At 71.5% G+C, this 11505-nt stretch carries 12 protein-coding genes; 2 read left to right on the top strand and 10 right to left on the bottom strand.

What is annotated here, in order from left to right; genetic code table 11:
- Positions 1–65 precede the first annotated feature (65 nt).
- From AC1P0E_RS17565 to AC1P0E_RS17525, 9 genes are all read right to left on the bottom strand, one after another.
- Positions 66–1712: a long-chain fatty acid--CoA ligase gene (locus AC1P0E_RS17565; protein WP_482743109.1), complete on the bottom strand. Its 1647-nt coding sequence runs from the start codon at positions 1710–1712 to the stop codon at positions 66–68.
- Between the two features lie 116 nt (positions 1713–1828).
- Entirely contained in the window at positions 1829–2407 is a 579-nt protein-coding gene (locus tag AC1P0E_RS17560; RefSeq protein WP_482743108.1) for a SigE family RNA polymerase sigma factor, read from the bottom strand.
- A gap of 187 nt (positions 2408–2594) precedes the next feature.
- Entirely contained in the window at positions 2595–3467 is an 873-nt protein-coding gene (locus AC1P0E_RS17555) for a DUF1906 domain-containing protein (RefSeq protein ID WP_482743107.1), read from the bottom strand.
- 51 nt (positions 3468–3518) lie between these two features.
- On the bottom strand, positions 3519–4685 hold the full coding sequence (locus tag AC1P0E_RS17550; RefSeq protein WP_482743106.1) for a lipid-transfer protein: 1167 nt from the start codon (positions 4683–4685) through the stop codon (positions 3519–3521).
- The gene (locus AC1P0E_RS17545; protein ID WP_482743105.1) at positions 4682–5077 is read right to left on the bottom strand and encodes a MaoC family dehydratase; all 396 of its coding nucleotides are present in this window, start codon (positions 5075–5077) and stop codon (positions 4682–4684) included. Before AC1P0E_RS17545 ends, AC1P0E_RS17550 begins: the two co-directional genes overlap by 4 nt.
- Entirely contained in the window at positions 5074–6432 is a 1359-nt protein-coding gene (locus AC1P0E_RS17540; protein WP_482743104.1) for an acyl-CoA dehydrogenase family protein, read from the bottom strand. The genes AC1P0E_RS17545 and AC1P0E_RS17540 overlap by 4 nt, the downstream gene beginning before the upstream one ends.
- Complete coding sequence (locus tag AC1P0E_RS17535) at positions 6432–7400, bottom strand: bifunctional MaoC family dehydratase N-terminal/OB-fold nucleic acid binding domain-containing protein (RefSeq protein WP_482743103.1); 969 nt, start codon at positions 7398–7400, stop codon at positions 6432–6434. The genes AC1P0E_RS17540 and AC1P0E_RS17535 overlap by 1 nt, the downstream gene beginning before the upstream one ends.
- Positions 7397–8554 (bottom strand): acyl-CoA dehydrogenase family protein, encoded by a 1158-nt coding sequence (locus AC1P0E_RS17530; RefSeq protein WP_482743102.1) that lies wholly within the window; start codon positions 8552–8554, stop codon positions 7397–7399. The genes AC1P0E_RS17535 and AC1P0E_RS17530 overlap by 4 nt, the downstream gene beginning before the upstream one ends.
- Before the next feature lie 182 nt (positions 8555–8736).
- The gene (locus AC1P0E_RS17525; protein ID WP_482743101.1) at positions 8737–9048 is read right to left on the bottom strand and encodes a hypothetical protein; all 312 of its coding nucleotides are present in this window, start codon (positions 9046–9048) and stop codon (positions 8737–8739) included.
- 303 nt (positions 9049–9351) lie between these two features.
- Between AC1P0E_RS17525 and AC1P0E_RS17520 the strand changes: the two genes are divergently transcribed.
- Positions 9352–10287, top strand: a complete 936-nt coding sequence (locus AC1P0E_RS17520; protein ID WP_482743100.1) for a bifunctional DNA primase/polymerase — start codon at positions 9352–9354, stop codon at positions 10285–10287.
- A gap of 39 nt (positions 10288–10326) precedes the next feature.
- Here the strand turns inward: AC1P0E_RS17520 and AC1P0E_RS17515 are convergent, their stop codons facing one another.
- Positions 10327–10932, bottom strand: a complete 606-nt coding sequence (locus AC1P0E_RS17515; RefSeq protein ID WP_482743099.1) for a hypothetical protein — start codon at positions 10930–10932, stop codon at positions 10327–10329.
- A gap of 116 nt (positions 10933–11048) precedes the next feature.
- On the opposite strand from AC1P0E_RS17515, the gene AC1P0E_RS17510 reads away from it, so the two are divergent.
- On the top strand, positions 11049–11405 hold the full coding sequence (locus tag AC1P0E_RS17510; protein ID WP_482743098.1) for a hypothetical protein: 357 nt from the start codon (positions 11049–11051) through the stop codon (positions 11403–11405).
- Positions 11406–11505: the final 100 nt, after the last annotated feature.

Here is an 11505-nt window from a genome sequence, read left to right as displayed (position 1 = left end):
GGAGGGGCCCCGCACCGTTGCGGGGCCCCTCCAGCAGCTCATGGGCGCGTCGGTTCGTACACGCGTCAGAACGTCGTGACGTCCAGCTCGCCGTCCGCGTACTGCTTGCGGATGACCTTCTTGTCGAACTTGCCGACGCTCGTCTTCGGTACGGCCGGGATCGTCGCCCACCGCTCCGGCAGCTGCCACTTGGCGATCTTGCCGGCCAGGAACGCCCGCAGCTCGTCGTAGTCCGCGGTCGCGCCCTCCTTCAGCACCACCGTGGCCAGCGGGCGCTCGCTCCACCTGTCGTCCGGTACGGCGACCACGGCCGCCTCGGCGACGTCCGGGTGGGCCATGAGCGCGTTCTCCAGCTCGACGCTCGAAATCCACTCCCCGCCGGACTTGATGACGTCCTTCGCGCGGTCGGTGAGGGTGAGGAAGCCGTCGTGGCTGATGACGCCGATGTCGCCGGTCTTCAGCCAGCCGTCCTCGCTGAACTTGTCGGCGGGCCTGAAGTCCTCGCCCGCCGCGCCGCCGTAGTACGCACCGGCGATCCAGGCGCCGCGCACCTCCAGCTCACCGGCGGACTCGCCGTCCCAGGCGAGGATTTCACCGCCCGGTCCGACCAGGCGCGCCTCCACACCGGCCGGGAAGCGGCCCTGCGTGATGCGGTACGGCCACTCCTCCTCGGGGGTGAGTCCGGCCGGCGGGTGGGCCATGGTGCCGAGCGGGGAGGTCTCCGTCATGCCCCAGGCGTGGCACAGGCGCACGCCGAGCTTGTCGTACGCCTCCATGAGGGCGGGCGGGCAGGCCGCGCCGCCGATGGTGACGCTCGCCATGGAGGAGAGGTCGCGCGGGTTGGCGGTGACCTCGGCGAGCAGGCCCTGCCAGATGGTGGGGACGGCTGCGGCGTGCGTCGGCTTCTCGCGCTCGATCATCTCGGCGAGCGGGGCGGGCTGGAGGAAGCGGTCCGGCATGAGCATGTTGATGCCGGTCATGAAGGTGGCGTGCGGCAGCCCCCACGCCATGACGTGGAACTGGGGGACGACCACGAGGGTGGTGTCCTTGTCGTTCAGCCCCATCGACTCGGCCATGTTGACCTGCATGGAGTGCAGGTAGATGGAGCGGTGGGAGTAGACGACGCCCTTGGGGTCGCCGGTGGTGCCGGAGGTGTAACACATGGCCGCGGCGGCACGCTCGTCCAGCTCGGGCCAGTCATAGGTGGTGGGGCGGTCCGCGATCAGGTCCTCGTACTCGTGCACGCGCGGCGCGCAGCCGTCGAGGAGCGAGCGGTCGCCCGGACCCGAGACGACCACGTGCTCGACGCTCTTCAGGTGCGGGAGGAGCGGTGCGAGCAGCGGCAGCAGCGAGCCGTTGGCGATGACGACGCGGTCGGCTGCGTGGTTGACGATCCAGATCAGCTGCTCGGGGGGCAGGCGCAGGTTGAGCGGGTGGAGTACGGCGCCCATGGAGGGGATCGCGAGATACGCCTCCACGTGCTCGCAGTTGTTCCACATGAGGGTTGCGATCCGCTGGTCGCCGTCGACGCCGAGCTCGTCCCGCAGAGCGTTCGCGAGCCGTGTCGCGCGCTCGCCGGTCTCGGCGAAGGTGCGGCGCTGCGGCTCCTCCTCACCGGTCCATGTGGTGACCTGTGAGCGACCGTGAATCGTCATCCCGTGCTTCAGGATGCGGGTCACGGTCAGTGGTACGTCCTGCATGGTGCTCAGCACGGCGTCCTCCCGGTGGGCGCTACGCGGCAGTAATAAGGGTGGCCTGATTCTGCGCACGTACCAGGCGGTATGTCACTACTCCCGGGAGTACGAATCGGTTGCGGCGCACAGAGTGATCAACGGACCGGGGCCAGTTCCGGGTCCTCGCGGAGCTTGCCGAGGGCGCGCGAGACGGCGCTCTTGACCGTACCGACGGAGACTCCGAGGACCTCGGCCGTCTGGACCTCGCTGAGGTCCTCGTAGTAACGCAGGACGACCATGGCGCGCTGGCGGTCCGGCAGCTTCATGATCGCGCGCCACATCGCGTCGCGCAGGGCCTGCTGCTCGGCGGGGTCGCCGGAGCCGGCCGTGGCGGACGCGGCGGCGGAAGCGGGGCCGGGCTCGGGCAGCTCGTCGGTGGCGTACTCGTCGACCTTGCGCTTGCGCCACTGGGAGGTGCGGGTGTTGAGCAGGGCGCGGCGTACGTATCCGTCGAGGGCGCGGTGGTCCTCGATGCGGTCCCAGGCGACGTACGTCTTGGTGAGCGCCGTCTGCAGCAGGTCCTCCGCGTCGCACGGATTCGCGGTGAGCGAGCGCGCGGTGCGCAGCAGTACGGGTCCCCGGGCGCGTACGTACGTCGAGAACGACGGGTAGGGCGCCGGCGTCGCGGCCCTGGTCGCCGCCTTGGAAGCGCTGGTGCAGACAGGCGTGGTCATGGCTCCCACGCTAGGAGCGGGTCGCACGCGGCGGATCGGCCCCAGGTCCCGAAACCGGGTCCGCCTCAGGTTGTAGGGGTGGGCCCGGCCCCACCTCCTGAGGGTGGAGGACGCACCGCCCCGCGTAGGGGTCGCGTCTCGGGGGCGGGGCCGGGCCCTTCGGGTGTCTGTGCGGCGTACGGGCAGGTCAGCGGCCGATACGGGCGACCGGGGCGTCGACCGAGTTGCGGTCGATGGTCAGGCGCCGGCCGCCGTGCTTCTCGGTGACGTTGCCCGCGTACTGGTGGATGCGGCGGTGCGGCGTCCACGCCCGCTTCGACAGGACGCGCTCGCCGTACAGGGACGGCTTGCCGTCCCAGCGGGCGAACCACATCACGGACGGCAGGTCCTTGACGCCCGCCTTGCGTGAGCGCTCCATGTGCCGTACGCCGGACTCCGCGCTGCTGTAGAAGCCGGGGAGGTAGGAGTGCTTGCGTACTTCACGGTTCCAGCCGCGGACGAAGTCCAGGGTGGTGCGTGCGCAGCGGCTGTTTCCCTGGTTGTACGCCTCCATGTCGAGGTAGAGCGCGCTTCCCGTGAGCATGCCGTGGGCCTTCGCCGCGCGGACGGCCTGCTGCCCCTCCTTCCTGCCCTGGCGCCAGGGCGCGCGGCCGATCCGGACGTGCCGCTTGTTCTTGGCGTGCACGCACGGGGACTGCGAGCCGACGAAGACGGGCAGCACCCGCCAGCCCATCCGGTCCACGGCCGCCACCCACTGCTTGCTGAGGTGGGGCTGCTTGGGGCAGGCCCTGCCCCGGCCGCCGAAGTACACACCGACGGCGCGGTACGGGGAGGAACGCCAGGCCCGGATCGTGGAGACCGGCGGGGCCTTGCACGTGTCGAACGCCCGGCCGCGGAAGGTCACGGTCCGGGGCGCGGACACCTCTGTCCGGGTGGCAGGCGCTCTCGACTGAGCCGCCGTCACCTCCTTCGCCTCCGTCCGCTGGGGGAGGGCCAGCACGCCGATCACGGCGGCCAGCGCGAGTCCATGTCCGATGAACCTCTTTAGGTACGGGTACATGAGGAGAGTGAACGGGTCCCCCGCCCCGCCGACGCTCTTCACACTCCGCAGTCAGCCATCCGCGCCGATGATCAACCCGGACGTGGGAACGCCGGTGCCCGCCGTCACGAGCGACCGGGCGGCGCCGGGCATCTGGTTGACCGAGGTGCCGCGCAGCTGTCTGACCGCCTCCGCGATGCCGTTCATGCCGTGCAGGTACGCCTCACCGAGCTGGCCGCCGTGCGTGTTCAGCGGCAGTGCGTCCTCGGCGACGAAACCGGCGCCCTCGCCCGGTCCGCAGAACCCGAACTCCTCCAGCTGCATCAGCACGAAGGGCGTGAAGTGGTCGTAGAGGATGCCCACATCGATGTCGGCCGGGCGGAGCCCCGAGGTCTGCCACAGCTGCCGGGCGACCACGTTCATCTCGGGCAGCCCGGTCAGGCCGTCGCGGTAGAAGCTCGTCATCTGCTCCTGGCCACGCCCGGCGCCCTGCGCGGCGGCGACGATCACCGCGGGCGGGTGCGGCAGGTCCCTGGCCCGCTCGGCGGAGGTCACGACGACCGCCTGCCCGCCGTCGGTCTCCTGGCAGCAGTCGAGGAGCCGCAGCGGTTCGACGATCCACCGCGAGGCGGCGTGATCGGCGAGGGTGATGGGCTTCCCGTAGAAGTACGCGGCGGGGTTGCGGGCGGCGTGACGGCGGTCGGTGACGGCGACGTGGCCGAAGACGTCGGGCGTCAGGTTGTACTCATGCAGATAGCGCCGGGCGGCCATGGCGACCCAGGAGGCGGGGGTGAGCAGCCCGAACGGCAGGTTCCAGCCGAGGGCCGCGCCTTCGGCCGACGGCTCGCGGCGCTGCACCCCCGAGCCGAAGCGGCGGCCGGAACGTTCGTTGAACGCCCGGTAGCAGACGACGACTTCGGCCACCCCGCTCGCCACCGCGAGTGCGGCCTGCTGAACGGTGGCGCAGGCCGCGCCGCCGCCGTAATGGACGCGGGAGAAGAACGACAGCTCGCCGATGCCGGCCGCCTGGGCGACGGTGATCTCGGGGCTGGTGTCCATCGTGAAGGTGACCATGCCGTCGACATCGGCCGGGGTGAGCCCGGCATCCTCGACCGCGGCCTGTACGGCCTCGACGGCCAGCCTGAGCTCGCTGCGCCCCGAGTCCTTGGAGAACTCGGTCGCCCCGATACCGGCGATCGCCGCCTTCCCGCCGAGCGTGTCGGCTCTGCGTACGCTCATGAGTCCTGCTCCGGAACTCTCACCGTCACCTCGCCGGTGACGTGGTGACCGATCCCGTTGGCGCCGACGACCCGCACCTCGGCCGTGCCATCCGGTCCGAGAGCGGTGACGGTGCCGGTCAGCACCATGGTGTCGCCGGGGTAATTGGGCGCCCCGAGGCGGATCCTCACGGCGCGCAGCCTGGCGCCGGGGCCGAAGTGGTCGGTGACGTACCGGCCGACCAGCCCATTGGTGGTGAGGATGTTCATGAAGATGTCCGGCGAGCCCTTCTCCCGCGCGGCTTCGGCATCGTGATGAACGTCCTGGTAGTCGCGCGAGGCCACGGCGCCCGCGACGATCAGCGTGCGGGTGATCGGAATCTCCAGCGCGGGCAGCTCGTCCCCCACCCTCATACCGCCTCCCCCTCTCCGTCACTCAACAACTGCCCCAGCTCCTCGAGTACTTCGCTGCCGCAGCCCAGATAAGCGTCGAGCTGCCTGCCCCACAGGAAATGCCGGTGGACGGGGTGTTCCAGGTCCGCCCCCGTCCCGCCGTGCAGATGCTGCCCGGTGTGCACCACACGCTGCCCGGCTTCCGACGCCCACCACGCGGCGGTGAGGGCGTGGGTGGCGAAGGGCAGGCCCTCGTCGTGGCGCCAGGCGGCTTCGTACGCCGTGACCCGTATCGCCTCGGTGTCCATGTACGCGTCGGCGGCCCGCAGCAGCACACCTTGATTGGCCGACAACGGCCGCCCGAACTGCTCCCGCTCCGAGGTATGAGCCACAGCCCGAGCAAGCGACCCGGCGCAAACCCCGCCCTGAAGCCCGGCAAAGGCAATACGACTCGCCCCGAGCACAAGGTCGTACGCCCCAACGAAGCCATCCGCCCCACCCGGCACCACAGCCGACCTCCCCGGCGCGCCTCCCAACCCGCCCGGCGCCCCGGCCGGCACGTCCGACTTGCGAAGGCGTGGGTCCTGACGGCGTGAGTCCACCGACGCCCGCCGAGCGGAATCATTCAGCCCGTCCGGCGTTTGAGGATCGGGGTCCGGGGCGGAGCCCCCGTCGCGGCGGAGCCGCAAAACATCGCTCCGCAGGACCGCCGTGCCAGGACGGCCTGCCGCGCCACCACCACCGACCCTCTCCCCGAGAGCCCCGTCCAGCGTGAGCCGCCCCGCCGACCACGGCGCGGTGGTCTCCACTGCCTCGACCGTCACACCCGCACCCGCCGTAGCCACGAGCCACAGCTCCCGGTCCGCATCCGGAACCAGCACGTGCGTGGCGTCGCGCAGCCACGGCACGACGGCCGCCGTGCCGCTCAGCGCCCCACAGCCCAGCGCGGCCGGGGACGGGGACGGGGCCGGGGACGCGTCGGCCCGTATCGTCCCGGTCGCGGGAAAAGCGCCCGTCACCACCACCGTGCCGTCCCCGATCCCCGGCAGCAGCCGGGCCCGCTGCTCGTCCGTACCGAGCGCGGCAACCGCGAGCATCCCGTACACACACGTCGCGGCGAACGGCACCTGCGCCGTGGTACGCCCCTGCTCCTCCAGCAGAAGCACCAGCCCGAGCAGGCCGATCTCCTCGACGGCGGCGACGAGCCCAGCCGCGCACAGCGCCTTCCACAGTTCGCCGTCCGTGTCCGTGGCCGTGCCCGTGGCCGCCCCCGCCGCCCCCGCCGCGGCCGGCCGGTCGTGCGTCGACAGGTCCCCGAAGATCCGGGCGGCCAAATCCCGCGCCGCCCGCTGCTCGTCCGTAGGCGTGAAATCCATCAGCCCTCACCCCCCGCACCGCCACCGTCCGCCGCCCGGAAGACCGGCAGCTCCAACTCCCCGTCCACCCGCAGGAACTCCAGCTGGACGGGCATCCCGATCCGCACCTTGTCGTACGGCACCCCCACCACATTGCTGACCATCCGCACGCCCTCCGCGAGCTCGATCAGCCCGACGGCGTAAGGAGGATCGAAGGCGGGAAACGCCGGGTGATGCATGACGACGTACGAGAAGACCGTGCCCGCCCCGCCCGCCTCGACCGTGTCCCACTCCGGCGACCCGCACCCGCCGCACCCCGGCAGCCACGGGAACCGCAGCGCCCCGCACCCCCCGCACCGCTGGATCAGCAGCTCGTGCCGGGCCACGCCGTCCCAGAACCCCGCGTTGTCCCGGTTGACGACGGGCCGGGGCCGCTCGCTTCGGGCGTCGGGGCGTGGCCGTGCGGCCGGGGCGTACTTGAGGATGCGGAACCGGTGCGTCCCGGCCGGCTCCCCGTCCGCGCGGACATCCATACGCGTCGTGACGAAGTGCCCGGTGCCCAGCTTGGTCGTCTTGCGCTCCGACACGGACTCGATCACCGCGTCGAAGCCGATCCGGTCCCCGGGCCGCAGATCCCGCACGTACTCCTGCTCGCAGTCGGTCGCGACCACCGAGGTGTACCCCGCGCCGTCCAGCAGCGCGAGCAGTTCGTCGTACGCCGCCGACCTGCCCGTATGCCCGGACAGGCCGCCCATCGTCCAGGCCTGGAGCATCGTCGGCGGGGCGATCGCGCCGGGGCCCGCGTACGCCGGCCCGGCATCCCCCATCGCCTCGCACCAGTGCCGGATCATCGCTTCGTTGACAGGGTCCTTGCCGACGCCCGCGACCGCGGCCGCCCGCCCCTCGAACGCCTTCAGCAGCCCGTACAGATCCGCGCTCGCGTCCGCGCTCGCGTCACCACTCGCGTCCTCACTCGCGTCGCCGCTCATCGCCGCCCCCTCGGCATCCCGAGCCGCATCGTCGCCACGATCTCCCGCTGCACCTCGCTCACCCCGCCCCCGAAGGTGTTGATCTGCGCTGCCCTGTTCATGCGCTCCAGCTCCCCGTCCCCCCAGGCCCCCACAGAACCGGAGCGCACCATTCCCGCCTCGCCCGCCACTTCCTGGCACATCCGATACACCGCGACGGCCGATTCGGTCCCCATGAATTTCACGCCGCTCGCATCACCCGGCGTGAGCGCGCCCGCCCCCACGTCGCCCACCAGCCGCCAGTTCAGCAGCCGCACCGCCGCCAGCCGGGCATGCGCCTCGGCCAGCCGGGCCCGTACCCACGGCCGGTCGGCGGGCCGTGCGCCCGTCGCCGGGTCGGGAGTCGCGGCGTACGCCAGAGCCTGCTCGTAGCAGTCCTCGGCCTGCATGCCGATCGCGGCGAGCGCCACCCGCTCGTGGTTGAGCTGGTTGGTGATCAGCCCCCAGCCGCCGTTCTCCTCACCGACAAGGTTCGCGGCCGGCACCCGGACGCCGTCGTAGTACGTCGCGGTGGTGGTCAGTCCGCCGACCGTCTCGATCGGCGTCCACGAGAAGCCGCGAGCGTCCGTCGGCACCAGCACGATCGAGATGCCCTTGTGCTTGGGGGCATCGGGGTCCGTACGGCAGGCCAGCCAGATCCAGTCGGCGTTCTGGGCGTTGCTGGTGAAGATCTTCTGGCCGTCGACGACCCACTCGTCGTCCTCGCGCACCGCGCGCGTGCGCAGCGACGCGAGGTCCGTACCGGCCGACGGCTCGGTGTAACCGATCGCGAAGACGATCTCGCCGCGCAGGATCCGGGGGAGGAAGAAGTCCTGCTGCTCGGGCGTCCCGTACTTCATCAGTGTCGGGCCGACCGTATTGAGCGTGACCATGGAGACGGGCGCGCCCGCCCGGTACGCCTCGTCGAAGAACACGAACTGTTCGTCGGCGCCGCGCCCTTGGCCGCCGTACTCGACGGGCCAGCCGAGCCCGAGCATCCCGTCGCCGCCGATCCGTCGCAGCAGCGCGCGCTGCCCGGCGGCGTCCTGCGGGTCCGAGCCGGCCAGTACGCGGCCGAAGTACGAGCGGAGTTCGGCACGCAACTGCCGCTGGCGCGCGGTGGGGGCAAGGTGCACGGCAGCGTCCTCCGACGGCAGGCGGCGTCACGGATGTCGGTTTCTGACTGTCCGTCAGTTCTGCCCGCGCTGTCAAGGAGGCCGACCGCGCCCCGAAACGCGAACGGCCTGCGCGACGGCGACAAGCGCCGTCGCGCAGGCAGTCATTCACCCCGCAACACAGACCCCGGCCGGGTCGCGGCTCACCAGAGCTGCGCGAAGTTCACCGCGACGGTCTCGTTGTCCTGGTCGATCGCCGTGAAGCCCGAGCCGTTGACACTCGCCGTGTTGTTCTGGTTCGACGCGCCGCCACCCGTAGCCACCTGCTGCGTGGTGGTCGAGTTGCCGCCGTTGTGGCCACCGACACCGCTTCCGCTGACCGTGGCCACGGTCGCGTTCGATCCGTCATTCGCGAAGGAACCGTTGTCCGCAACGGCGACACCCGTGAAAAGAGCGGCCGCGAGAGGCAGGGCGGCAACGGCAGCGATGACACGGGCGGTACGGATGCTTGCCATGTGAATTCCTCCAGGAACTGTAAGTACGGCTTGTTCCGGGGCAGTTGGCCGACTGCCTCAGCGATGGTCACGACGTCGCGAGATCAGAATTGCCCACCGAATCCCCGGCGAACCACCCCGGAGGCCCTTATTCCCCCTCAAGCGTGAGGACATGTCGATAAACACCCTTCACGCCCCCAAAACCACAGCTCACGCCCCCACACCGCGACAACCCGGTCACCGCAAGGGAAAAAGCGTTCCAGCACATATTCGGCCAATCCGCCCCCCTTCCCTTCTTCGAACACTCGTACGAAAATAGAAGACATGGCCACCTTCGACCGGCGCGCCGCCACCCTGGCCCTCGCCCACGCTCTCTCCGCCGCCGAGCGCGGGCTCCCCGTCATCCCCTTGTCCCGCACCAAGCTCCCCGCCCTGCGCTCCCCGCACCGCGACGCCCCCGAGCCGTCCCTGTGCCGGGGCGAGTGCGGGCGCCCCGGGCACGGCGTCCACGACGCCACCACCGACCCCGCCGCCGTCCGCGCGCTCTTCGCCGCCGCCCCCTGGGCCACCGGTTACGGCATCGCCTGCGGCCGTCCCCCGTACCACCTCATCGGCATAGACCTGGACACGAAACCGGACACAGGCACCGGCACCGGCACCGGCACCGGCACCGGCACCGGCACCGATAAGGCCCGCGAAACGGACGCCGACTCCACCACAGCCCTCAAGCACCTGGCGCTGCGGCACCTCTTCACGATTCCGGACACCGTCGTCGTCCTCACCCCCAGCGGCGGCCGCCACATCTGGCTGACCGGTCCGCCGGACACAGTCGTCCCCAACTCCGCGAGCCGCCTCGCCCCCGGCATCGACATCCGCGGCACCGGCGGTTACCTGGTGGGCCCAGGCTCCCTCACCGCCCACGGCATCTACCGCACCGCGCCCGGCACCGGCCACCTCGCGCCGGCCCCCTGCCCCGGCGCACTGCTCCGCCTCCTCGCGCCCCCCGTACGCCCCCACGCCCCCACCGGCAGCCGGTCCGACGGGCCCGGACGCGGCCACGGCCTGGTCCAGTTCGTACGGGCGGCACACGCAGGCCAGCGCAACACCCGCCTCTTCTGGGCCGCTTGCCGCGCGTACGAGAACGGCATCGGCGACTCCCTGGCGGACGCACTGACAGAGGCGGCAGTCCAGACGGGCCTCCCGGAACGCGAAGCCCGAGCCACCATCGCCTCCGCCGCCCGCCTCACGACGGCCCCCTGACACCCCGGCCGGGTCGCCGCCTCGGCCGGGCACGCCCTCTCAGCGCGTACGACCGCGAGTGCGCTGCCGGTGGCCCTTGACGTCGGGCAGGCCGAGGTAGCCACGCTCGCGTTCGGCCTCGCCGAGCCACAGATGGGGGACGTACTGCTGGACCGCCGCGACCAGGGGCTCCCGGAAACCGCCGTTGGTGACGAGGCGGTAGCGCAGTCGTGGCAGGCCGGGGCGCAGAGGCTCCTCGTCGCGGACCATGGCCCACAGGACCGGGTCGTCGCGGTCGATGGGGCCGTTGGGGATCAGCTCGACGGAATAGTGCTTCGCGGGACGGGCGCCCGTCGTGCTCCAGTTCAGACCCACGCCGGCCAGGCTGCCCCAGGGGATGACCTCTTGGCCTCCGCGGTTGCTGACCCACAAGCCTGTGTGATCGACGTACAGGAAGGTGTTCCGGGACTTCCAGGAGGCGGTCAGGAAGACCACACCGAGGAAACCGATCAGCAGCCCGACGAGCACGCCGACGACGCCACCGGGGTTGGGTTCCTTCCCGGCCGGCCCAGCCATGACCGCGACGCCCCCGAGCACGGCGAAAGCGCCGACCACGGTGCAGCCGACTCCGGCCGGGACCTGGGTCCGGGCAGCGCTCCGACCCAAACGGATGACTGTGGCTGTAGTGGCGGGACCATCCGCGTCGGGGCTCGTCATGGCCACCGAGTCTAGAGAGACTCCCCGGCCGTACCGCAGCGGGCCGGGCACTAGGCTCCACCCCCATGACTGCACGCAGTGGCCAGACGCCGGACATGAACGACCTGCGGTCGCGCTTTCAGCAACAGGCGAGTCCGGGCTCCGCGGACGACAGGGCGCGGAAGGCCCGAGGGCCGCGCATCGTGACTGCCGCGCTGTCGACGCTGGCGTCGGTCACCTCTCTGACAGTCGTCGCGCTGGCCCTCAACGCCGGTGCGGGCATGGGCACGTGGGTAGCGGTGTGCGCCCTGGGCACGGTCGCCGGGGCTGGAGGGGCGGCGCTGGCCCTGCGCGGGCGTATCCGCTGGGGAATCACCGCGTTCGCGACCGCGTTCACGCTCGCGTCGCTCGGCGACACCCTCAGCAACCGCCTCCTCCTCTGACACACAGCCACGTCACACCACGGGGTTGAGCACGTACGGCCACCACCACCCCACTTCCGGCCCGCCCCCCACGCGCCCGCTGGGACGGCGACGACCCCCG

This window comes from Streptomyces sp. TRD_SC_5 (assembly GCF_056836825.1).
Note: the sequence above shows the minus strand (reverse complement) of the source record. Positions and strands in the feature narration are given on the sequence as shown.

Bases quoted from the DNA above. Each gene is read 5' to 3' on its own strand.
- AC1P0E_RS17555 (WP_482743107.1), bottom strand. From the start codon at position 3,467: ATGTACCCGTACCTAAAGAGGTTCATCGGACATGGACTCGCGCTGGCC.
- AC1P0E_RS17520 (WP_482743100.1), top strand. From the start codon at position 9,352: ATGGCCACCTTCGACCGGCGCGCCGCCACCCTGGCCCTCGCCCACGCT.
- AC1P0E_RS17540 (WP_482743104.1), bottom strand. From the start codon at position 6,432: ATGGATTTCACGCCTACGGACGAGCAGCGGGCGGCGCGGGATTTGGCC.
- AC1P0E_RS17510 (WP_482743098.1), top strand. From the start codon at position 11,049: ATGACTGCACGCAGTGGCCAGACGCCGGACATGAACGACCTGCGGTCG.
- AC1P0E_RS17525 (WP_482743101.1), bottom strand. From the start codon at position 9,048: ATGGCAAGCATCCGTACCGCCCGTGTCATCGCTGCCGTTGCCGCCCTG.
- AC1P0E_RS17560 (WP_482743108.1), bottom strand. From the start codon at position 2,407: ATGACCACGCCTGTCTGCACCAGCGCTTCCAAGGCGGCGACCAGGGCC.
- AC1P0E_RS17535 (WP_482743103.1), bottom strand. From the start codon at position 7,400: ATGAGCGGCGACGCGAGTGAGGACGCGAGTGGTGACGCGAGCGCGGAC.
- AC1P0E_RS17550 (WP_482743106.1), bottom strand. From the start codon at position 4,685: ATGAGCGTACGCAGAGCCGACACGCTCGGCGGGAAGGCGGCGATCGCC.
- AC1P0E_RS17545 (WP_482743105.1), bottom strand. From the start codon at position 5,077: ATGAGGGTGGGGGACGAGCTGCCCGCGCTGGAGATTCCGATCACCCGC.